We start from the raw sequence: 21,793 nt of genomic DNA, 5'->3' as shown, positions 1-21,793 counted from the left end.
CGGTTAACTCCTGATCGCCCAGAATTGCATTTCAAGGCCCGGGAAGCTGCCCGCCACGTGGAAGGCAAAGCCGCTGGCGTTATCAAGCATCTGCCAGGCCTGGCTGTGGTCGTCGAGCCGGAAATACACGAAGCCGGCGTGATACGGCAGCTGTCTGGGCGCCACCGGCAGGCCGGTGAGCGGAATACCCGGTAGCTGCAGGCTGATGAGGTCGCGGATTTTTTCCACCGACGCCACCTTGCACTGCTGGACAAATTGCTTGCGCAGGTCGTCCAGGGGCATATCCGCCTTGATGGCCAGAATGAACTCGGCGTCCCGGATCAGCTGCGGGTCCTGCAGCGGGGCCACGGTCAGGCCGTACTGGCGCTGCTGCAGCTGGATGGCCAGGGCCCGGGGTTCCAGTACCGTGCTCAGGGACTGCCGCAGCACCTGCATCAGCGGGGCAAAGCCTCGCTCCGGTACGTCGTGGTCGTAGGGGGTATGCTCGCCCGGCAACCGGCTTTCGTCCGTGAACGTCACCAGCTCGCCGCACAGGCTGAGCATGGCCTCATACAGCCGTTCCGGGTGCAGCCGTTGCAGGCGGGCCAGGTGCAGGAACCGGGGCGACACCCGGTTCAGCAGTTGCAGCAGCAGAAAGTCGGCGACGTCCGCGACACCGTCCTGGCCGGGCGCGCCGACCCGGTCGGCCAGGTTGCGGGCCCGCTCCTGCATCAAGCCGGCCATTTCCCCGACAAACCGCTGCAGTCGCGGCGCCGCCCGGACGTTCAGCAGCGTCGGCAGAAACTGTGGGTCCATCACCAGGCTGCCATCCGGTCGTTTTTCCAGAATCCGTCCAACCGCCAGGGTCGCGTAGGCGCTGCGATCGTCCCGCTCCAGCATCAACCGGGGGGCTACCCGGGCCACGTCGATCGTATGGGTATCGCCGTCGATGGAATGCAGATCCCGAAGCTCCAGGCCATCCGCGCGGTATCGACCGGCCGCTGGCGCCTCCGGCCACGCCACCTCGGGCAGGCTATCGGCGCTCAGGGGCAGGGCCAGGTACACCACCTGGTTGGCGACCGAGGCATCGTCGATCTCCAGGGGCTCGGGCATCACGTCGTCCTGGGGCAGGTGGAAGCGGGTGCCGTCCGGAAACAGGCCGGACGCCCGCACCAGGCCCACCCGGCCGAAGCTCAGGTACTCGTCGCTCAGGACCAGGTCAGTGAATCCGTACAGGTGCTCACACACCGCCTGCGCCCGTTCCTGGATTTCCAGCTCCAGGTGGCGTTGCTGCTGCTGAAAGTGCTGGGGTTTGATGAACAGGCCGTCGCTCCAGACCACTCGCTGACGGCAACTCATGACGATTCATCCGCGCCCTTGAGCTGGACTTCCCGGCTGCGCAGGTCCACCAGCAGGTGATAGCGACCGCCAATCGGATCCACCTTGACCACCTTTTTCCACTGGGACAGGTTCGGGTAGGCGTAGAACGCAATCACGCCGATGTAGCGGGTGTCCTCGCTGAGATCGAACGGCTCGACAAACCGGAACTGGCCCGGGGCCAGCGAGTAGTCGTTGTGGTCCACGTAGTTCTGGCCCAGGGAATCCTCCAGGTCCGTCAGCAGCTGATCGAAGTCCCCGGCCATCAGCAGCGAGCTGTCGGTAAGCTCGATTACCTGAAACGCAATGGGCGTGGGTGCCAGGGATTCGTTCGGGTTCACGTCCGGCTCCGCCACCATGGTCAGATCCACCCGGCTGGGCAGGTCTTCCGGGTAGCCCACCGGAATGTCCGGGTCCCAGAGCACTTTGGCGGTCTTGGTCACCGCGTTATACGGCGTGCTGCATCCGGCCAGCACCAGCGTCATGGTGGTGGCCAGCAAAATCCCTTTGCTGAAAGTCACAACAGAGTCTCCCTGTGTTGTTGCCGAAGATGGCGGTCGTACGCCTGTTCGAACACCTCCCGGAAGAGGCGTTCGAAACCTTGCTGACGACCGGTGATCAGTTCCCGGTAGTAGTGCTGGTACATGGTCCAGGCCCAACCCGCCTCATCCTCCCCGTCCCTCAGGCGCCGGCGGTACCCGTGGAACCGGCGCAGCAAGGCGTCCGGACTGAACGCATGCAGGATCGCATCCAGTGCCTCCTGAATCGCTGCATCGGTGGCCTGCTGGTGCCGGGCCAGGCTGTCCAGGCTGTCCCGCACCGCGGCCGGGGCGGACAGGTGGACGGGGCTGCGCTCGCCGGTAAACAGGGTGGCCAGGGTGTCTTCGTAGCTCTCCCCCCGGCGCAATGGATTGTCCTCCACCGGTTGCAGCCGGGTACGCAGGGCCCGGTGCCGGTCGCCCTCTTCCTGATGCAGGGCAATAAGCCCGGTGACGGTGGCCCGCAGGGTCTCGCCCATTTCCTCCAGCAGCCCCTGCATGTCCGCGCTGTCGGTGGCCGGAAGCGACACGCCCAGCCCCCGGCCCAGGGGCCCGAGGCCGATATGCTGCCGGCCCCGGTCATCGGCGTCCGGGTAGGCTTCCCTGCCCTGGCCGTTCCAGTCAGGCAGGGGGTCGGCGTCCACGGCTTCCCGACCCCGGCCCGGCAAGCCGGCCAGCGGCTCCCGGGGTTCGTTGTCTGCGGAGGCGCGCACCGGAGGCTGATCGGTCATCAGCTCAGGGGTCGCCGTCCCGGCATCAATGTCGTCCAGGCCATGACTGGCGGCGGCCGCCAGATCGGCCCGGATCTGGTAGCGCCCGATGGTCACGGTGTCGCCCTGGCTGAGCCGGGCCCGGCGGCCCCGGCCCACCGGCTGGCTCGCACTGTTGACGAACGTGCGGCCGCTGCGATCGATCAGGCAGAATTCACCGTCGACGTAGCGGATCTCGGCGTGCCCATCGACGGCGCCGGTCCGATGGGCCGAGAGCCGCCAGGTGTCGCTGGCGGCGGTACCAATGGATCCCCCGGCCGGGCCAAACCGATGGTGCGGCGACTGGTCCGCGCCGGCCGGTACGGCGTTGGTGATGCTCAGGGTCAGCGTTTTGGCGGACACTGACGGGGCGGCGTTGATCGTCATGGTTGGCATCCCTGTCTGGCCGGCGGGCTACCGGCGTATCTGTAGTCGAACGGTGGTCTGGCGCCGGGCCCGTTCCGGCGTCATGAACGCGGTCCAGCCCAGCCGGGTATCCTGTCCCAGCTGCATGGGCCGTATGTCCCGGGGCCGCATCTGCAGCTCCAGGTCGTAGGCCAGCTGCTCCCGGGTGGTCAGCTCCATCAGTTTCACCAGGCGGCCGTGATCCCGACCGTTGGGCAGAAAATCGGCAAACCGGGCCCGGGTCAGGTTGCCCAGACGCAGAATGAACTTGCCGCTGCGGTCGCGGATGCGGTTGCCCACCAGCGTGTCTTCACCCAGCCGGACGTTGGCCTGGCCGAGGCGGGTCTGCTGGTCGTCGGCGATCGCCACCTTACGCAGTACCCAGGGCTCGATGGTCACATCGTCCAGATCAAAGCAGTGGCCGACGACACCGCAGACCACTTCCGGCGATCGGCTGCGGCCGGCAATCAGGCCGGCATAGGCCAGCATTTTCGGCCAGTGCACCGGCGTGGCTTCCCGCAGCCGAGGGTCGCCCAGGCCCATCAGGGCGTACACCCGTTCGGAAAAGCCGTCGCTGGCGCCGGGCCGGAAACGCACGTAGTAGCGGTACTTGCGCCAGGCCCTGTGAAACAGGGTCACCAGACGATGGTTGAAGAAATCCAGGAAATGCCGCCGGATGCCCAGGTCCTGGCCGGCCTCCCAGGCCAGATCCTCCAGGTAGTAACCCGGCAGCGGTGACTGGGCACCGTGCAGGCCCAGGAAGCTCACCTCCAACTGATACGGGGCGTGTTCATGCTCCGGCGACCGGGCGTCAACCACGTCACTCCCTGGGAAGCCGAGACCGGCCGACGCTGAGAACCGAATCCGTGGATGACCCGGCTGGCCGACGCCGTCCTGCTCAAGGTCGTCGCCGTGGTGCCGGTGAATCAGGTCCACCAGCTGGAAGAAGCTGTAGCGCCGGGCGTTGCCGAGGACCGGTTGCAGGCCGGCTACATCAGCGGCTGCTGACCTTGCTGTAACGTCCATGTGTAGCGTTCCTGGTTATCGGTATTCACCACGTCCAGGTGGTGAAAGGCATTGATGCTGGCGTAAAGCGCGAAAAACTGGCTAAGGACGGTGCCAAACAGGTACAGGTCGCCCTCCGAGGCGAACTGCTTCTGGTCCAGGTGCAGCTCCGAGCGCAAGCCCCGAACCGGGAGGCCCCGCACCATCCGGTCCACCGGCTGGGTGTGGATGCCCAGAATACCGGCGGAGCGTTTGCGCGCCACCCGTTCGGCCTGCCGGTCCACCAGTGCGCGGAAATCGTAAACCCGGAGCACCGTTTTCAGGGCATCCGCGTCCAGCAGTGACAGGTAGTTGAGGGACAGGTTGGAGATCAGGGTCCACAGCAGGCTGCCGTCCAGCGTCGGGCGCAGGGTAGCGGTGGGGCGCGTGATGTTGTGAAAGGTAGCGAACGCTGGCGTTGATTCGGACGCCATGCTCACATCACCCACCGCCAGTTCTTCCGGCAAGTGCCGGTTGGTACACGTGAGGGTCAGGGATACCGCTTCCTGGCGGGACAGGCACTCGCTCTCGTCACCCCGGACGAAGGCAATGTCGTGATCAAACCCGTCGCCGCGGACGCTGTCCCTGGCGCGGAGGCGATAATACAGGGCCGTTCGGCCCCGATCCTGTTCCACCTCGTGCTGGAAGCTCTCAAATGGCGTGTACAGGCGCGGTTCGCCCCGGCCATCCCGGCCATCCCGGCCTTCCAGCCAACCCTCAACCCGTTCCACGCTGAACACTTCATAATGGTCCGGTGAGCGGCTGGAGGCACGTACCCGATAGTCGGTCTGACGACCGTTAAGGTCGATGGGTTCGGCGTCGTGGCTGAACAGGTTCACCGCCGGTGTACAGTACAGTTGCAGGCTGTCAGCGCCCGGTTTGAGTTCGGGCGGCAGGCGGCGCCCGCAGAGAAAGCGGAGGCGGATTTCGTCGGCGTGGCACGCCGGCAGACGCCCGGCCAGGCCGGTCAGCTCCACGAATCGGAAGGCTTCCGGGAAACTGAGGTACTCCTGCAGGATGCGGTAACCGCTGTAGGCGTTCTTGGGGTAGGGCAGCAGCGCGTCCTCGGGCGCAAAGCCGACCGGGCGCAGGAGGCTTGGGGGCAGCGTCTGCCGGGTGTCGCCAATGTGCAGCTCGATACCGGTAAGATGGTGGTTCAGCCAGAGGTAGAGGGCTTCGGCCACCTGGTCGTCACCGCCCAGATAGAATCGGAGCCGGTCGATGCCAAGTGCGCTCAGAGGCTGATCGCTGTGCACGGCAAGATCGACGCTGAGCTCGGTGGCTTCCTGGGAATGATTGGCGTGAACGCCGGCGACGGTCAGCGGATAGAGGACAACGTCCCGACAGGTGCGAAAGCGGCACTGGGTCTGACGCAGGGCGTCGCCGACCGGGCGGCTGCGGATGTCGGTATGGCGGCCAATGGTCTGGGCCTCGGTCAGGGCGTGGAGCTGCGGGTCGAAGCGCATGATGGTGCAACTGGGTACGGGGCGCAGATAGTTGGGCCAGAGCATGTTGAGCAGCGAATGGGTCAGCTCCGGGAACTCATCCTCGACCTTTTCCCGCAGCTTTCCGGTCAGGAAGGCGAAACCTTCGAGCAGGCGCTCGACGTCAGGATCGTTGCTTTGGTCCGAGAGAAAGCGCGTCAGTTGAGGGTGCGCGTCCGCAAATTCGCGCCCCTGCGCCCGCAGGAAGCTGAGCTCATCCCGATAGAATCGATTCAGTTTCATCATGTCACCCGGTAATACCGCTTGTCGTCGAGCACAAGGTCGATGGTGGTCCGGTCGTCGCCGCCAGCGATGTTGAGGTACACCGTCACCTGGAACTTCAGTTGCATCGGGTCCGGGCCCGGCGGCAGGGCCACCACATCGACCCGCCGCACCCGGGGCTCGAAGGTTTCAATGCACCGGCGTATGGCGCCCCGGATCTGCAGGTTCAGGTCGTAGGTGCCGAGGGTGGCGTCGTTGAAATCCAGAAGCCCCAAGTCCGGCGCGGTGGCGCTGTTGCCCGGATGGGCGTTGAGCAGGCGCACCAGATGGCGCTTGATGGATTCCACCACGCCGGCAGCCTCCGCCAGCGGCTGGCCGGCGGGGCCGGCGGCCTGCTCGAGGCGTTCAAACAGGCTGCCGGCCCGGGCCATCCCCGCGTCCGGTGATCGGCCAAACACGGATCAGTCCTTGTCCAGCCGGCCGACCAGCGACAGCTCAAAGTTGGCGCCCATGTATTTGAAATGGGGCCGCACCGCGAGCGAGACCTGGTACCAGCCGGGGTCGCCGTCCACGTCTGAGACGGTGATCCGTGCCGCCCGAAGGGGGCGTCGGCTACGCACATCCGCCGGCGGATTCTCCTGGTCGGCGACGTACTGGCGAATCCAGGTGTTCAGTTCCCGCTCCAGGTCCTGGCGTTCTTTCCAGGCGCCGATCTGCTCCCGCTGCAACACTTTGATGTAATGCGCCAGGCGGTTGACGATCATCATGTACGGCAGCTGGGTGCCGAGCTTGTAGTTGGTTTCGGCGGCCTTGCCCTCCCGGGTGTTGGGGAACTGGCGGGGCTTCTGCACGGAGTTGGCGGAGAAGAAGGCGGCGTTATCGCTGCCCTTGCGCATGGTCAGGGCAATGAATCCCTCATCCGCCATTTCATACTCGCGCCGGTCGGTGATCAGCACCTCGGTGGGGATCTTGGATTCCAGCTGGCCAAAGGCTTCAAACGTGTGCACGGGCAGATCTTCCACCGCACCGCCGCTCTGGGGGCCGATGATGTTCGGGCACCAGCGATACTTGGCGAAGCTCTCGGTCAGACGGGTGGCCAGCAGGTAGGCGGTGTTGCCCCAGAGGTAATGCTCGTGGTCACCGGAGACGTCTTCCCGATAGTTGAAACTGCGCACCGGGTTTTCCGACGGATCGTAGGGCACCCGAAGCAGGAATCGCGGCGCCGTCAGGCCAAGGTAACGGGCGTCTTCGGACTCCCGCAGCGACCGCCACTTGGCGTAGCGCGGGCCTTCGAACACGGCCTTGAGTTCCTTGATGGCGGGCAGCTCCTGGTAGCTGTCCACGCCGAAGAACGTGGGCGCCACCGAGGACAGGAAGGGCGCGTGGGCCATGGCACCCACCGAAGAGACGTACTGCAGCAGCTTCATGTCCGGGGTGGACGGAGTAAACGCGTAGTTGCCGATCACCGCGCCCACCGGTTCGCCGCCAAACTGGCCATATTCGGTGGCGTAGATGTGGTTGTAGAACCCGCTCTGGGTCACATCGGGGGCGAACTCGAAGTCTTCCAGCAGTTCAGCCTTGGTGGCGTGCAGAATATCCACCTTGATGTTCTCGCGGAATTCGGTGCGGTCAACCATTAGCTTGAGGCCACGCCAGGACGATTCGAGGGACTGCAACTCGGGCGAGTGCAGGATGTCGTCCATCTGGACACTGATCTTGCGGTCCAGTTCGACCACCATCTGGTCCACCAGCGCCTTGTTGACCGGCTGGCCTTTCTCTTCGCTTTTCAGCAGGTTGGCAATAAAGGTGGCCACCCCTTTGCGGGCCACGTCGTAGCCTTCGTCGGCCGGCGCCATGCGGCTGTTGGCCATAACCTGGTCGAGAAGCGAGCCTTCGGAAACGGATTCGGAGGCAGCAGAGTGCTGCACAGCAGTATCAGACATACCACATCCCTTCAGTACGTGTGTGATCGGTGTTGGTGATCCGCCGCAGTCCCGCGGCGGGGGTGCCGTCAATCGGCGTCGGTGGCCAGTTCCAGCTCGTCCAGCAGGGCAGCTCGGGCCTCGTCGTCGTCCAGCAGCGCCTGCAGTTTGGCGCGAAACGCCGGAACGTTCCCCAGCGGGCCTTTCAGGGCCACCAGGGCTTCCCGCAGCTCGATGAGTTTGCGCAGCTCCGGCACCTGCCGGGCGACGCTGTCCGGGGAGAAATCGTCCAGGGATTCGAACGCGAGGTTCACCGGCAGGTCGTCGGCGCCCTCCTCCAGCCGGTTGGTCACAGTGGTGGACAGGCTCAGCCCGGCCTCCTGCATGACCGACCGGAAGTTGTTCTTGTCCACGGAGATGGCCTTGCGTTCCTCGATGGGCGTTTCTTCGGCGTGGCCTTTGAAATCGCCAACCACAAACAGCTTCAGCGGCAGTTCGGTCTCAGCCTGCTGGTCGCCGGTGGCGGGTACGTATTTGATATTGATGCGCTCTTTGGGCGCGACAGAACCGTCTTTTGCAGACATGGTGGGGGGCTCCCTGTGCAAGTCACTTTGCGATGTTCAGTCCATTGAGTCCGCCATCCTGGAGGACATCGGTCGTCACTGTACACAGGTGATCCGACCGGCTCAAGCAAAAACTCGCCAAATTCCCCGCCATGGATGAACCCAGGCAAGGTTTTGCCAACCCGGTCGCGACTGGCGCCAGTAGGACCGGCCCGCGCCGGATCGGTCAATGACGGCCCGGACACTGCTGGCTATACTCCGGGCGGTTGCATCGGGATACGCTTCATTTGCCAAGGAGACAGACATGAGCGATCTGAAAACCCAGTTCGACGACGCGGTCCGCTATATCCAGACCGCCGAAGGCGACTTCAAGCCCTCCAACGATCTGAAACTGGAGTTCTATGCCCTGTACAAGCAGGCCACCGAAGGCGACGTGTCCGGCAAGCGACCGGGCATGATGGATTTTGTCGGCCGCGCCAAGTACGACGCCTGGGAACAGGTCAAGGGCCTGTCCAGCGAGCAGGCCATGCAGAAGTACGTGGACCGGCTCGAGTCCCTGAAGAAGGGGTGATGGGGCGTTCCGGCCCCGGCGCATAGAGCCCGGGGCCAGCCGCTTAGCGGCCGATCAGGTTGGTGTTGAACCGCTCGTAGGTGCGATTCTCGGGCGGCCGGATCACGTAGTTGCCGTTGTGGCTCTGCCCCGGCACCATTTTCGGATTACTGAAGCGGATATCGACAGGAATCTCCGAGCGGCCAAGGTCGGTTCGCTGATCCCGAGGCTGCATCGCCAGCGGGTCCAGGTAAGCCTCGTCGTCCGCACCCGGTCGGGTAGGAACGCCGGCGGCCGGTGCCGCCAGCCCGCCTTCCACGACGGTGTTGGCCAAGGTGTCTTCCTCCACCGATTGGAGCGGAATGGTGTTGATGGTGGTCCGCTCCTCGTAATCAAACGCGGGCTTGTCGGCGACGGGCGTTTCCGGGCCGTTGGCCTGGGCCTGGGCCGCCATGGCCAACAGGCCTATCAGAACCTTGGCCAGCGCTCGGCGCAGGCCGGTTTTTCGAGGGTTGAGTGGACGCCTGTCCATGGTTCCTGCTCCTGTGAGACGGCTTGGGCCTGGAGTGCCGGGCGCCTGTGTCAATTTTCGAACAGTCTACCCCCATCCCTGGTGATTTTCTGTGCACAGCGGCAGGAATGTGACACCTTTCACTGGTCTTCCCAGGCCTTACCGCCAGAACCTCACCGGGATCGCCCCTTGGCAAGCGAGCCGAGGGTTCCCAGAATACGGCCATTATCAGCGAGTATCGATAACCGATCATGGATACGAATGTCATCACGCCGGAAGGCTACGCGGAACTGCAGCAGGAGCTGGACACGCTCTGGCGCCACGAGCGGCCTGAAGTCACCCGCAAGGTTCAGTGGGCCGCCAGTCTGGGCGACCGTTCGGAAAACGCCGACTACCAGTACAACAAGAAACGGCTGAGGGAGATTGACCGCCGAGTCCGGTTCCTGAGAAACCGGCTGTCGAAGCTCCGGGTGGTGGAGTACAACCCGGTTCAGGAAGGCAAAGCGTACTTCGGTGCCTGGGTAACACTGGTGGACGAGGACGACCAGACCCTGACGTTCCGGATTGTTGGCCCGGACGAGATCTATGGCAAGCAGCACTATGTGTCCGTGCATGCGCCGGTGGTCAAGGCCTGCCTGGGCAAGGCCGAAGGTGATGAGGTACGGGTACGCACACCGGATTCGGTCAAGCTGTGGGAAATCGCAGAGATCCGTTACGGCCTGGCGGCGGCCGACCGCTGACCAAAAAAAACCCCGCTCAATGGCGGGGTTAAGGCTAGCGCTGTGCTGGAGGGAGAAGCGAGCGGTGTTGGCCGCTTGCCTCTATCTACCTTACCCAGTGTACCCACCGGACATTACCTCGCTGTGGCCTGCAAATTACCAATTCGACAGGCGGGTGGGCCATTTGGCGATGTCCCGGCGTCGCTGCCCGGCGCCAGAACCCTGGAAAATTAGGTTGTCCACCCTAGGGATTTTCACAACACTGTCATCAACAACAGTTGGCCCTGGGCCTGGATCCACGGAGGTAACACCATGAACACACAGACTCTGCTGAAGCGAGCGCTGGAAGGCGTCGATGCGCTGGGCTTTGAACTTGATCGGCTGGGCGTTACCAGCCGCCTGAATCGCCACAACCTGGCCGCCTACGTCTTCAACGAGCAAAAGCGTCTGGAGGGGGAATGGGACTGCCTGCAGGCCCGCGTCGACCGGCGCCGGTCCCAGATTGAAGGCCTGGCCCGCCAGGTAGAGCAGCGGGCGGCGCCGGTGGTTGAACCGGTCCTGCGCCGCCTCGGCCAGAGCCGCCGCCCGGTCTGAGCGAATTCAGGCGTCGGCGGTGGGCCGGTCGCCTGGGGCCGGCTCGATCGCCGTGGCTTTGATGCGTTTGCTGACGCCGGTGTAGGCCGGCATGTGGATGGTCACCGTCAGGCCCGGTGACGGCTCTCCCGGGTAGGTATCGGTCAAAATGATCCTGCCCTGATGGATTTCCGCCACCGCGCTTACCAGGCTCAACCCCAGGCCGTTACCCGGCAATGACCGGCTCTTGCCCACCCGATAGAACCGCTGGAATACCTGATCTTTCTCGCCGTCCGGCACCCCGATGCCGCTGTCCCTGACTTCGAATACCGCGTCCGCGCCGTCCCGCTTCACGGTTACACCAATCAAGCCTTTCTCTGGCGTGTACTTGATGGCGTTGTCGATCAGGTTACTGACCATCTGGAACAGCAGGTCCCGATCCCCTTCAATCATCACGCCCTGTTCCAGGGATTGCTCAAACGCCTGTTCCTTGTCCTCTGCCAGCGCCTCGTAAAGCTCGCAGGCGTCGGTCACCAGCTCATCCAGGGACACCTCTTTCATGTCGGCCGTGTTGCCCCGGCTCTCCAGCCGGGCGATGCGCAGCAGCGCGTTGAACGTAGCCAGCAGCTGATCCGCCTCGGCCACCGCCTGGCCCACGTGTTCCCGGGCCTCGTCGTTGTTGACGGTGATCAGCGTGCTTTCAAGCTGGTTGCGCAGGCGGGTCAGCGGCGTGCGAAGATCGTGGGCGATGTTGTCGGACACGTGCCGGATGCCTTCCATCAGATAGACGATGCGGTCCAGCATGCGGTTGAGGTTTTCCGCCAACTGGTCGAAGTCGTCATCGGTGCCCCGGGTGGGTATGCGCAGGGACAGGTGGCCGTTCATGATGCGGCGGGACGTGTTGTTGATGATCTCGATGCGCCGGGTGGTGCTGCGGCTCATCAGGAAGCCCCCCAGCAGCGCCAGCCCCAGGGTTATGCCCATGCCCCAGTTGATGGCGGTTTCAATCACCCGCTTGAGGTTGGTCAGCTCATCCACATCCCGGCCTACCAGCAGACGCAGGCCCCCCTGAACCTCAAAGATCCGGGCCCGGGCGAGCCGTTTTGGCCCGTGCCAGCCAAGGGATTCGTCCAGGGTGAAGTTGATCCAGCCGCTGTCTGAGCGGGCCCCTTCCGGCCAGGAATCAATGTTCCCGGCCAGCTTAAGGAAATCGTCGGTGGTCAGCAGGTAGATGGACTTGGCGTTCGGGTCCCGGGCCACCCGCTCACGAATGATGGTGATCAGCCCGTTCACGCCCCGGCCCCGGTATTGCTCCGCCAGACCGGCGATTTCCGCCTCGATGGTCTCGTCGGTCTGGGCGGTCATGAAGCCGGCGGTGCGCCAGTAGATGAACGCCAGCAGCAGGAACACGGAGGTGGCAAACACCACCATGTAGAGCAGTGCCAGCTGAAAGGAAGAGGTCCTGAGCTGACTAAGCAGTTTCACGCAGCATGTATCCCGCGCCCCGCACCGTTTGCAGCAGCGGCGTCTCGAATTCCTTGTCAATCTTGGCCCGCAGGCGACTGATATGGACGTCGATGACGTTGGTCTGGGGATCGAAGTGGTAGTCCCACACTTTTTCCAGCAGCATGGTGCGGGTGACCACCTGGCCGGCGTTACGCATCAGGTACTCCAGCAGGCGGAATTCCCGGGGCTGCACATCAATGTTCTTGCCAGCGCGCTTGACCGTGCGGGCCAGCAGATCCATTTCCAGGTCCGCCACCCGCAGCACGGTTTCGGTTTCCGCCGCCTGCCGGTGCCGGCGAATAAGGGACTCGATCCGCGCCAGCAGTTCGGTGAACGAAAACGGTTTGGTCAGGTAGTCATCACCACCACCCCGAAGACCCTCCACCCGGTCGTCCACATCGCCCAGGGCGCTGAGAATCAGGACCGGCGTCTGGTTGCCAGTGGCCCGCACCGTCTTGATGATCGACAGACCGTCCATTCCAGGCAGCATACGGTCAACGATCATGATGTCGTATTCTTCGCTTGCCGCCATCATCATGCCTTCCTTGCCGTCCGCGGCATGGTCTACCACGAAGTCGGACTCTTTCAGGCCCTTCAACAGGTAGTTGGCTACGTCCTTATCATCTTCGATTACCAGCGCTTTCACCGGTCAACCTCCTGATCACGAATCGCGGAAAACGGATGCAACAAGGGTACGGAGAACGTGAAAAACCAGCCAGTTACCATCTTGTAAGAGGGTGTCGCCGAATGCGACGGTCGTCACACCCCATCAGCCGCCGTTCATCCATCCCAGACTGGCTTCGGTGGTGCCGGAGGGCCGGTATTCCGCGCTCACCCAGCCATCGTACCCCAGCGCGTCCACGGCTGCGAAAACCTTCGAAAAGTTAATTTCCCCCGTTCCCGGCTCGTGACGGCCGGGATTGTCGGCGAACTGGATATGGCCGATCCACGGCTTCAGGCACTCCAGGGTGCGGATCAGGTCCCCCTCCATGATCTGCATGTGGTACAGATCATACTGCAGGCAGACGTTGTCCGATTCCACCGCCTCGATCAGCGACAGCACCCGGCCGGTGGTATCGAGGACAAACCCCGGCATGTCCACGCGGGAATTGATCGCCTCAAGACACAGTCGGATGCCCTCCGCGCCCAGCGCCTCGGCGGCGTAACGCACGTTGTCGGTGAGGGTCTCCCAGGCCAGGTCCTCCGGCAGGGACGACGGCCGGAGGCCGGACAGGCAGTTCACCTGGGAGCAGCCCAGCGCCCGGGCATACGTGATGGCCTGGTCCACCCCCGCACGAAATTCAGCCACCCGGTCGGGGAGGCAGGCAATACCCCGCTCGCCCGCCGCCCAATCTCCCGCGGGCAGATTGAACAGCACTTGGGTCAGGCCGTTCTCCCGGAGACGGCGGGCCAGTTCCTCCGCCGGGTACTCGTAGGGAAACAGGTACTCGACGCCGTCAAACCCGGCGGCCCGGGCCGCGGCAAAACGGTCCAGGAAATCGATCTCGGTGAACAGCATGGACAGATTGGCGGCAAAGCGTGGCATATCAGGACTCCTTCGAATGCGCGGTGCCCAGGCGGGCGCCGTTGAGGTGTTCCAGGGCGAGGAGCAGGCCGCTGTGGTCCACGTCGCTGTGGCCGTCGGCCACCAGGGACAGATAACCCTGGTGTACCTGCTGGGCCAGCGGCAGGGTAAGGCCCTCGGCGCGGGCTTCATCGAGGATCATGCGCAGGTCTTTCAGTTGAATGCGAGCGGGCGCGCCCGGGGCAAAATCCCGGTCGATCATTCGTTGCCCATGCAGCTCCAGAATGCGACTGCTGGCAAAGCCGCCCATCAGGGCCTGGCGCACGGCGGCCGGATCGGCCCCGCCTTTCGCCGCCAGCAGCAGCGCTTCGGAGACGGCACCGATGGTGATGCCGACAATCGCCTGATTGGCCAGCTTTGCCAACTGCCCGGCGCCCACCGGACCAATCCGGGTGCACTTGCCCAGCGCCGCAAACACCGGCCCGGCCCGCTCGATGTCCGCCTCGCTCCCGCCGGCCATAATGCTGAGCCGGGCTTCGGCGGCGCCGACCGTACCGCCGGACACCGGCGCGTCGATATACCCGGCGCCGGCCGCCTGCGCCCATTCCGCATGCCGGCGGGCCAGCGACGGCTGCACGGAGCTCATATCAATCACCAGCGCCCCCGGCTTGAGCGCGTCGAACACGCCCTGCCCTTCCAGCACCTGGTCCACCACGTCGCCGTTCTCCAGCATGGTGATCACGATATCCGCCTTCGCAACGGCTGCTGCCGGCGTCGCCGCCACGGTGGCTTCATCGGCAAACGGTTGGCATTTGCTGGCGGTGCGGTTCCAGAGCACCATCGGGAACCCGGCGTCCAAGAGGTTCCGTGTCATCGGCGCCCCCATCAGCCCGATGCCCAGAAAGGCAATGGCGGGGTGCTGTGTTGTCGTCGTTGTCATAGTCAGGCCCTGGCGTTGTCTGGCAGGTCCGGGGCCGGGGGAGGCCTGGTAAAACTGTACGAAGCCATGGATGGCTGAGCTCAAGCGTCACAGGAACGTGCCGCCAGGAGCGTGTTTTGCCAGGCCTCCCCCGGGCCCAGACCGTCTGCTCCAAATGGTCCGTCGATTATACAAACAAAAACGCCACCAACCTCTCGGATGGTGGCGTTTCGGGCATCAGCCCGGGGAACCGGAAATCAGGCCACTTCGACCATCTGCGTCCGGATCTTCTTCATGGCGTTCTTTTCCAACTGCCGGATACGCTCAGCGGATACGCCGTATTTGTCGGCCAACTCGTGAAGCGTGGACTTGCCTTCGGACAACCAGCGCTCTCTCAGGATATCCTGACTGCGCTCGTCAAGACTTTCCAGGGCCTGCATCAGACGGCCGTTGCTGTCTTCAGTCCAATCCGCATTTTCGAGTTGGACCGCAGGGTCACTACGACGATCCTCCAGATAGTGTGCAGGTGCCTGATAGGCAGTGTCGTCGTCATCGTCCATCGGACCATCGAACGCGGTGTCCTGGGAAGCCAGCCGGCCTTCCATCTCGCGCACGGTCTTCGGCTCGACGCCGAGATCCGCCGCGACAGCCTTCAGCTCCTCGTGGTTCAGCCAGGCCAGACGCTTCTTCTGGCTGCGAAGATTGAAGAACAGCTTGCGCTGCGCCTTGGTGGTGGCCACCTTCACAATGCGCCAGTTGCGCAGGATAAACTCGTGGATCTCGGCCTTGATCCAGTGCACTGCGAACGACACCAGCCGCACCCCGTACTCCGGGTTGAAGCGCTTGACCGCCTTCATCAGGCCGACGTTGCCCTCCTGGATCAGATCCGCCTGAGCCAGGCCGTAGCCGGAATAGCTGCGGGCAATGTGAATCACGAAACGCAGGTGGGACAAAACCAACTGACGGGCTGCCTCAACGTCGCCCTCGTAATGGAGACGCTCAGCCAGGGCTTTCTCTTCCTCGGCAGACAGCACCGGAATCCGGCTCGCCGCCTGAATGTAGGACTCGAGGTTAGCACCCGGAACCAGTCGATCAGCCAGTTGTAGACTCGTACCCATTCGTGGTCCTCCGAACCTGACGGCCCCTCAATATACCAATACACCATGAGACAGCCAAGCCATGCAAAAGTTTCCGATCCGCTCAGTAAACCGTTAAAAATCAACCATCTGAGCTGAACCGCCTATTTGGCGCCCTTTTAACCTAACGGAATTGGCGACCCGTTAACCATACGGTCTTCCCGAACTGCGGATCATCATCCGCCGGCCAGTTCGCCCGGCTCAATGTCGTCCAGATGGCGCTTGACCGCCACCCAGGCGCCCAGCCAGCCTAACAGCATGGCGACCAGAATCAACGCCAGCAGGCCATCGACCCCCAGGCCGACCAGGGTGAACTCACTGTGGTAAAGGTTGGCAAGCCGCTCAATGGGGCCGCTCAACCACCACAGGGCGAATTCCAGGAGCAACCAGGCCACCACGCCGCCGCCTAGACCATACCAGGCGCCGGTGTACAGGAAGGGCCGGCGCACGAAGGCGTCGGTGCCGCCGACCAGCCGGGCTACCAGGATTTCGTCCCGCCGGTTTTCGATGGCCAGGCGCACCGTGTTGCCAATCACCAGAATGACCGCTGCCGACAGCAGCAGGGCCAGGGCCCAGACTGCCCGTGACAACAGTTCGGTCATGGCGTTCAGGCGCTGCAGCCAACCCAGATCCACCTGAACCCGCTCGATGGTGGCCATGCCGTCGAGCCAGGTCACCAGGCTCTCGACGCCAGAGGCCGAGCGGCTGCTCTCTTCCGGCGTGATCAACAGGGTGTGGGGCAACGGGTTTTCCCCCAGATAGTCCAGGGCATCTTCAAGGCCAGAGGCAGCCCGGAACTGGGCCAACGCCTGGTCCCGATCGATCAGCTCGACGCTGGCCACCCGGCCGTCGCCGTCGATTTCCCGAGCCAGAGATTTGGCATCCTCAAGCGCAACGTCCAGCTTCAGGTACGCCGTGATGCGCGCGCCGCTTTCCCAGCCAGCGCTGACGCCCTGCACGCTGGACAGCAGCAGGAGCAGGGCCACCGGCAGCGCCAGTGCGATGCCCATGACCATCCAGGTCATCAGGCTGGCCAGGGGCGCCTGTTTCAGGCGACGGGCGCTGTCCCGGGCCACCTTACGATGGTGATCAAGATAGCTGCGGGCCTGGGCACGCCAGGGCGATTCGGAACGGGCGGCACCTTTGCCAGAAACTTTGCCGGCGCCCTGGGATGGGCGGCGTGGATCAGTGGCCACGATCACCTCCCGGAGCTCGCAGGGGCGAGTGGCCACCGGCCACCAGGCGGCCGTGGTCCAGGGTCAGGGTGCGTCGATTCATCGCGTCCACCAGGGCAATGTCGTGGGTGGCGATCAGCACCGTAACACCCACCTGGCTGAACTCGGCAAACAGGTTCATGATGTCCGCAGACAGCGCCGGGTCGAGGTTACCCGTGGGCTCATCCGCGAGCAGAACCGGGGGCTTGTTGACCACCGCCCGGGCAATGCCGACCCGCTGCTGTTCACCGCCGGAGAGCTGTATCGGCGTCATTTTTTCCTTGCTCAGCAGCCCGACCTTATCCAAAGCCGCCCGCACCCGGCGGCCGATGTCCCGGGGCGTGGCCCCCATGACTTCCAGCGGCATGGCCACGTTGTCGAACACAGTGCGGTCGTACAAGAGCTGATGGTTCTGGAACACCACGCCAATGTGCCGGCGCAGGTAGGGAATCTGCCGGCGCGGCAGGGTATTCAGGTGCTGGCCGCCGACCACGACTTCCCCGGCGCTGGGCCGTTCCATCACCAGGATCAGCTTGAGCAGGGTACTCTTACCCGCGCCCGAGTGGCCGGTCAGGAACGCCAGCTCGCCGCGGTTGAGCTGGAAATTGACCTGCGCCAGCGCGGTGTGGTCGCTGTCGTAGCGCTTGGTGACCTGGCGAAACTCAATCATGTCGGGGCTCGGCTCGGGAGTCGTCCGGACAGCAGCGACGCGCTGCTCCGGTTAGTCAAACAGCGCGTCGACGAAGGTTTCCGCCTCAAAAGCGCGCAAATCTTCGGCCTGCTCGCCCACGCCGATAAAGCGGATGGGCAACTGCAACTGCCGGGCGATGGCAAACACGATACCACCCTTGGCGGTGCCGTCGAGTTTGGTCAGGGTAATGCCGGTCACACCCACCGCCTGCTGGAATACCTGGGCCTGGCTCAGAGCATTCTGACCGGTGCCGGCGTCCAGCACCAGCATGACTTCGTGGGGCGCGGTCTCATCCAGCTTCTTCATCACCCGGACGACCTTGGCAAGCTCGTTCATCAGGTTGTCCTTGTTCTGCAGGCGACCGGCGGTGTCGGCAATCACCACGTCAGCGCCCCGGGACTGGGCGGACTGGATGGCGTCGAAAATCACGGAGGCGCTGTCGGCGCCGGTCTGCTGGGCCACCACCGGCACGTTATTACGCTCACCCCACACCTGGAGCTGCTCCACCGCTGCGGCCCGGAAGGTGTCGCCGGCGGCCAGCACCACGGATTTGCCTTCCGCCTGAAACTTGCGGGCCAGCTTGCCGATCGTGGTGGTCTTGCCAACGCCGTTCACGCCCACCATCAGGATGACATAGGGCGTCTTGCCGCTGTCGATGGTCAGCGGGCGGGCCACGTCCTTGAGCAGATCCCGCAGATCGGCCCGCAGGGCCTGGCGCAGGGCCTCGCCGTCCTTGAGCTGGTTACGCTCGAGCTTGTCGGTCAGGGATTCGATGATTTCCGAGGTGGCCGTCACCCCGACATCGGCCATCAGCAGGGTGGTTTCAATGTCTTCCAGCAAGTCCGCGTCGATTTTCTTGCCAACGGAGAACAGGTCGCTCAGACCACCCAGGCTCGCCCGGGTCTTGCCCAGGCCCTGTCGAATGCGCTCGAACACGCTGAGCTGAGGTTCCGGCTCGGCAGCCTGCGCCGGGGCAGACTCGGGCTCCTGCACCACCGCCTCATCGGCGGATTCCGCCGGGCCGCCCGTCTTCTCCTGCGGTCGCTGGAGCACCGGTTTCGGACGCGGCGCGCGCCGGCCATTGCCCGCCACATCGAGCACAAAAACAAGCACAAGGAAGGCCAACAGGCCGATTGAAATCCACTCTGCCGTCATAGCGTTACCGTTTGTCTGGGTCTGCCCGGGATAGCCGGGCCAAAAATGAATCGGGTATTCTAGCAGACTGGCCCGGACAGTGGAGATTACGTCCGGCGGCACAGGCCGCCCCGGGCTGACGCGCTGACGCCCCCAAGGGCCACCCCCAACCAACCCGCACACAGGATCGGATCATGCCCCGCCGCCAACGCCGCACTACCGCCAGCCCCTCAGCGCCATCATCGGCCCGCCGGCCCACGAGGGCCGACGGGGAACTGCGCATTATCGGCGGCGAGTGGCGCAGCCGGAAACTGCGCTTTCCGGACGCCGGCGGCGTGCGCCCGACCCCGGCGCGCACCCGGGAAACCCTGTTCAACTGGCTGGCCCCGCATCTGCCCGGCGCCGCCTGCCTGGACCTGTTCACCGGCTCCGGCGCGCTGGGCCTGGAGGCGCTGTCCCGGGGCGCGGCGTCGGCCACGCTGGTGGACCACACCCCGGCCCTCGCCAGGGCTCTGGGCGACAACCTCAAAGCCCTGAACACCAACCGGGGCCACGTGGTGTGTGCGGACGTCGTGGCGTTTTTGCAGCACCCGGCGGAACACCCGATGGACCTGGTGTTCCTGGACCCGCCGTTCCGGCAGGGCTGGCTGGAGCGACTGCTGCCGCTATTGGCCGACGGCGGCTGGGTGCGCCCCGGCAGTTGGGTTTACCTGGAGTATGAAAGCGAACGGCCGGCACCCACGGTGCCGGCCGGCTGGCGCCTGCACCGGGAAAAAACCGCCGGGCAGGTGACCTACGCGCTGTTCCGGGTTCAGGCCGCCGGGCGCAGCGAATAAGCCTTCAGGTGGGCCGCAAACTCTTCCAGGTAGCGGATACCGCTGGCCTCGGCCTCGCGGCACCACTCGGTCAGCGCCTGGAGCTTGTCCTGGGGTTTGAGTCCACGCTGGCGCCAGAGCACCTGGAGCTCGTGACTCTTTTCGTAAATCTGGCGCAGTACCGTATGGCGTTCCAGCAACGCGTCCAGATGCTCCTTGTCCCGGGGCTTGACCAGGGTGACCTCCCGGGACAGCAGTTGCCGGAACTTGCGGTAGCGGGGGCGGATTTCGTCGTCCATCAGGGCGCGCTGCTGGCGCAGCACCGGCTCCATCACCCGCTTGCGGTACTGGCGCATGATGTCGAAGCGGTTGTTGGCAATGGCCATCACCGTTTCCACATCCATATGCTGCTTGCCGGGCACCTTGTGGGCGATCGGCCGATAGCCCTTGGGCTTGGCCAGGCCGAACAGCTGGAAAAGGCGGATATAGCACCAGCCGATGTCCAACTCGAACCAGCGCCGGGACAGCTTGGCGGAGTTCGGGTAGGTGTGGTGATTGTTGTGCAGCTCTTCGCCACCGATCAGCAGACCGATGGGGGAAATGTTGCGGGCGTTATCGGCGCACTCGAAATTGCGGTAGCCGATGAAATGGCCCAGGCCGTTGACCACGCCCGCGGCCCAGACGGGAATCCACATCATCTGAACCGCCCAGATCCAGATGCCATTGACGCCGAACAACAGCAGGTCCAGCACCGCCAGCAGAGCAATGCCCAGCGTCTTGTGGGGGGTGTAGACACGGCGCTCCAGCCAGTCTTCCGGCGTGCGCTGGCCGTAGCGTTCCAGGGTTTCGGGCGTGGCGGAGCTGGCGTACAACTCGGCGCCTTCAAACAGTACCTTGCGAACGCCCAGAATCACCGGGCTGTGGGGGTCTTCCTCGGTTTCGCATTTGGCGTGGTGTTTGCGGTGAATGGCGGTCCACTCACGGGTGTTCTGGGCGGTGGTCAACCACAGCCAGAACCGGAAGAAGTGCGCGAGCGCGGGGTGCAGGTCCAGCGCGTTGTGCGCCGAGTGGCGGTGCAGATACAGCGTGACGCTGATGATGGTCACGTGCGTCATTGCGAGTGTCGCCAGAATCAGCTGGGCCACCGAAAGGTCCAGCAAACCATTAAACCACATAGATATTCCTCAACATTACCAGACACGGTTTGAAACCGGTGGGCGGGCGATACTCGGGGGATTCGCAGGCACTCGACAGGGACCAAACCATCCCCTGCACTCTAGCGTACAGACGTTCACCGAAACAACCGCTCGTCCAGGCCTTTTTGTTACGATTGTTGCTTGAATTGATCTGGGGCACCGTGCCCGCTGTGAGCACCGCCGTCACCACCGTCCGGAGACCCGACCTTGCCCGAACTGCCCGAAGTTGAAACGACCCGCCAGGGCATCGCGCCCCATTGCGAAGGCCAGACCATTGAGCGGGTCACCGTGCGCGATCACCGCCTGCGCTGGCCGGTACCGGACAACCTGCCGGCGCTGCTGGAAGGGCACGTGCTGCGACGGGTCGACCGGCGTGCCAAATACCTGTTTCTGCACGTCGACCACGGCACGGTCATCGTCCACCTGGGGATGTCCGGCAGCCTCCGGGTGATCACTGACCGCGCCGAACCCGCCCGGCACGATCACGTGGATGTCGCCCTCGCCTCCGGCGTGATCCTGCGCTTTAACGACCCCCGGCGGTTTGGCTGCTGGCTGTGGACCGAGGACCCGGAGGTCCACCCTCTGATACGGCACCTCGGCCCGGAGCCACTGGCGTCTGATTTCAATGGCCCGATGCTGTTCCGTGAGTCCCGGGGGCGGCAGACCCCGGTCAAGTCCTTCATCATGGACAACAAGGTGGTGGTGGGCGTGGGCAACATCTACGCCAACGAGGCCCTGTTCAAGGCCGGCATCCACCCGGCACGCAAGGCCGGGCGTATCAGCCTGGACCGCTATCACCGCTTGGCCGAGGCGATTCGTGAGACCCTGAGTGCGGCGATCTTGATGGGCGGCACGACCCTCCGGGACTTCGTCAACAGCGACGGCAAACCCGGCTACTTTGCCCAGTCGCTGCTGGTGTACGGCCGGCGGGGCCAGCCTTGCCCGGCATGCCAAACCCCGCTGCGGGAGATCCGGATGAACAACCGCAGCACCGTTTACTGCCCCCGGTGCCAGCGCTGA

Annotated in this window: 23 protein-coding genes; 5 read left to right on the top strand and 18 right to left on the bottom strand. The window is 64.3% G+C overall.

Features of this window, described 5'->3' with window-relative positions; genetic code table 11:
- Positions 1-3 precede the first annotated feature (3 nt).
- The 8 genes from tssK to tssB form a co-directional block, all read right to left on the bottom strand.
- A complete protein-coding gene (gene tssK / locus V3388_RS00720; RefSeq protein ID WP_336365602.1) occupies positions 4-1,338 on the bottom strand; it encodes a type VI secretion system baseplate subunit TssK in 1,335 nt (444 codons plus the stop codon).
- Positions 1,335-1,877: a type VI secretion system lipoprotein TssJ gene (tssJ, locus tag V3388_RS00715; RefSeq protein ID WP_336365601.1), complete on the bottom strand. Its 543-nt coding sequence runs from the start codon at positions 1,875-1,877 to the stop codon at positions 1,335-1,337. The genes tssK and tssJ overlap by 4 nt, the downstream gene beginning before the upstream one ends.
- Positions 1,874-3,031 (bottom strand): type VI secretion system-associated FHA domain protein TagH, encoded by a 1,158-nt coding sequence (gene tagH / locus V3388_RS00710; RefSeq protein WP_336365600.1) that lies wholly within the window; start codon positions 3,029-3,031, stop codon positions 1,874-1,876. Before tagH ends, tssJ begins: the two co-directional genes overlap by 4 nt.
- 27 nt (positions 3,032-3,058) lie before the next feature.
- Entirely contained in the window at positions 3,059-4,075 is a 1,017-nt protein-coding gene (gene tssG, locus V3388_RS00705) for a type VI secretion system baseplate subunit TssG (RefSeq protein ID WP_336365599.1), read from the bottom strand.
- Positions 4,039-5,820: a type VI secretion system baseplate subunit TssF gene (gene tssF, locus V3388_RS00700; RefSeq protein ID WP_336365598.1), complete on the bottom strand. Its 1,782-nt coding sequence runs from the start codon at positions 5,818-5,820 to the stop codon at positions 4,039-4,041. The genes tssG and tssF overlap by 37 nt, the downstream gene beginning before the upstream one ends.
- Positions 5,820-6,230, bottom strand: a complete 411-nt coding sequence (tssE, locus tag V3388_RS00695) for a type VI secretion system baseplate subunit TssE (RefSeq protein WP_336366440.1) — start codon at positions 6,228-6,230, stop codon at positions 5,820-5,822. Before tssE ends, tssF begins: the two co-directional genes overlap by 1 nt.
- 30 nt (positions 6,231-6,260) lie before the next feature.
- Positions 6,261-7,742, bottom strand: a complete 1,482-nt coding sequence (gene tssC, locus V3388_RS00690; RefSeq protein WP_336365597.1) for a type VI secretion system contractile sheath large subunit — start codon at positions 7,740-7,742, stop codon at positions 6,261-6,263.
- Positions 7,743-7,810: 68 nt separating this feature from the next.
- The gene (gene tssB, locus V3388_RS00685) at positions 7,811-8,305 is read right to left on the bottom strand and encodes a type VI secretion system contractile sheath small subunit (protein WP_336365596.1); all 495 of its coding nucleotides are present in this window, start codon (positions 8,303-8,305) and stop codon (positions 7,811-7,813) included.
- Between the two features lie 283 nt (positions 8,306-8,588).
- On the opposite strand from tssB, the gene V3388_RS00680 reads away from it, so the two are divergent.
- Positions 8,589-8,855: an acyl-CoA-binding protein gene (locus tag V3388_RS00680; RefSeq protein ID WP_336365595.1), complete on the top strand. Its 267-nt coding sequence runs from the start codon at positions 8,589-8,591 to the stop codon at positions 8,853-8,855.
- A 43-nt stretch (positions 8,856-8,898) separates the two neighbouring features.
- On the opposite strand, the gene V3388_RS00675 is transcribed toward V3388_RS00680, so the two are convergent.
- Positions 8,899-9,366 carry a hypothetical protein gene (locus tag V3388_RS00675; protein ID WP_336365594.1) on the bottom strand — a complete coding sequence of 156 codons (468 nt, stop codon included), beginning with the start codon at positions 9,364-9,366 and terminating at the stop codon, positions 8,899-8,901.
- Positions 9,367-9,596: 230 nt separating this feature from the next.
- Here V3388_RS00675 and greB point away from each other — a divergent pair, with 230 nt between their 5' ends.
- Together greB and V3388_RS00665 are read left to right on the top strand one after the other, a co-directional pair.
- Complete coding sequence (gene greB, locus V3388_RS00670; RefSeq protein WP_336365593.1) at positions 9,597-10,085, top strand: transcription elongation factor GreB; 489 nt, start codon at positions 9,597-9,599, stop codon at positions 10,083-10,085.
- A gap of 291 nt (positions 10,086-10,376) precedes the next feature.
- Entirely contained in the window at positions 10,377-10,658 is a 282-nt protein-coding gene (locus V3388_RS00665; RefSeq protein ID WP_336365592.1) for a hypothetical protein, read from the top strand.
- Positions 10,659-10,664: 6 nt separating this feature from the next.
- Here the strand turns inward: V3388_RS00665 and V3388_RS00660 are convergent, their stop codons facing one another.
- The 8 genes from V3388_RS00660 to ftsY form a co-directional block, all read right to left on the bottom strand.
- Entirely contained in the window at positions 10,665-12,122 is a 1,458-nt protein-coding gene (locus V3388_RS00660) for a HAMP domain-containing sensor histidine kinase (RefSeq protein ID WP_336365591.1), read from the bottom strand.
- Complete coding sequence (locus tag V3388_RS00655; protein WP_336365590.1) at positions 12,109-12,789, bottom strand: response regulator transcription factor; 681 nt, start codon at positions 12,787-12,789, stop codon at positions 12,109-12,111. The genes V3388_RS00660 and V3388_RS00655 overlap by 14 nt, the downstream gene beginning before the upstream one ends.
- 123 nt (positions 12,790-12,912) lie before the next feature.
- Entirely contained in the window at positions 12,913-13,689 is a 777-nt protein-coding gene (hyi, locus tag V3388_RS00650; RefSeq protein WP_336365589.1) for a hydroxypyruvate isomerase, read from the bottom strand.
- A gap of 1 nt (position 13,690) precedes the next feature.
- Positions 13,691-14,608 (bottom strand): NAD(P)-dependent oxidoreductase, encoded by a 918-nt coding sequence (locus V3388_RS00645; protein ID WP_336365588.1) that lies wholly within the window; start codon positions 14,606-14,608, stop codon positions 13,691-13,693.
- 236 nt (positions 14,609-14,844) lie between these two features.
- Positions 14,845-15,705 (bottom strand): RNA polymerase sigma factor RpoH, encoded by an 861-nt coding sequence (rpoH, locus tag V3388_RS00640; protein WP_336365587.1) that lies wholly within the window; start codon positions 15,703-15,705, stop codon positions 14,845-14,847.
- A 194-nt stretch (positions 15,706-15,899) separates the two neighbouring features.
- The gene (ftsX, locus tag V3388_RS00635) at positions 15,900-16,919 is read right to left on the bottom strand and encodes a permease-like cell division protein FtsX (protein WP_336365586.1); all 1,020 of its coding nucleotides are present in this window, start codon (positions 16,917-16,919) and stop codon (positions 15,900-15,902) included.
- A complete protein-coding gene (gene ftsE / locus V3388_RS00630) occupies positions 16,909-17,607 on the bottom strand; it encodes a cell division ATP-binding protein FtsE (RefSeq protein ID WP_336365585.1) in 699 nt (232 codons plus the stop codon). The genes ftsX and ftsE overlap by 11 nt, the downstream gene beginning before the upstream one ends.
- A gap of 51 nt (positions 17,608-17,658) precedes the next feature.
- Positions 17,659-18,783 carry a signal recognition particle-docking protein FtsY gene (gene ftsY, locus V3388_RS00625; RefSeq protein WP_336365584.1) on the bottom strand — a complete coding sequence of 375 codons (1,125 nt, stop codon included), beginning with the start codon at positions 18,781-18,783 and terminating at the stop codon, positions 17,659-17,661.
- 173 nt (positions 18,784-18,956) lie between these two features.
- Between ftsY and rsmD the strand changes: the two genes are divergently transcribed.
- Positions 18,957-19,598 carry a 16S rRNA (guanine(966)-N(2))-methyltransferase RsmD gene (gene rsmD / locus V3388_RS00620; protein ID WP_336365583.1) on the top strand — a complete coding sequence of 214 codons (642 nt, stop codon included), beginning with the start codon at positions 18,957-18,959 and terminating at the stop codon, positions 19,596-19,598.
- On the opposite strand, the gene V3388_RS00615 is transcribed toward rsmD, so the two are convergent.
- A complete protein-coding gene (locus V3388_RS00615; RefSeq protein WP_336365582.1) occupies positions 19,574-20,752 on the bottom strand; it encodes a DesA family fatty acid desaturase in 1,179 nt (392 codons plus the stop codon). The two genes, rsmD and V3388_RS00615, sit on opposite strands and share 25 nt — an antisense overlap.
- Before the next feature lie 228 nt (positions 20,753-20,980).
- On the opposite strand from V3388_RS00615, the gene mutM reads away from it, so the two are divergent.
- Positions 20,981-21,793 carry a bifunctional DNA-formamidopyrimidine glycosylase/DNA-(apurinic or apyrimidinic site) lyase gene (gene mutM, locus V3388_RS00610; protein WP_336365581.1) on the top strand — a complete coding sequence of 271 codons (813 nt, stop codon included), beginning with the start codon at positions 20,981-20,983 and terminating at the stop codon, positions 21,791-21,793.

Origin of the sequence: Marinobacter sp. C2H3, assembly GCF_037080155.1 — a bacterium.
Classification (GTDB): Bacteria; Pseudomonadota; Gammaproteobacteria; order Pseudomonadales; family Oleiphilaceae; genus Marinobacter.
This window is presented reverse-complemented; position numbering and strand designations above follow the sequence as displayed.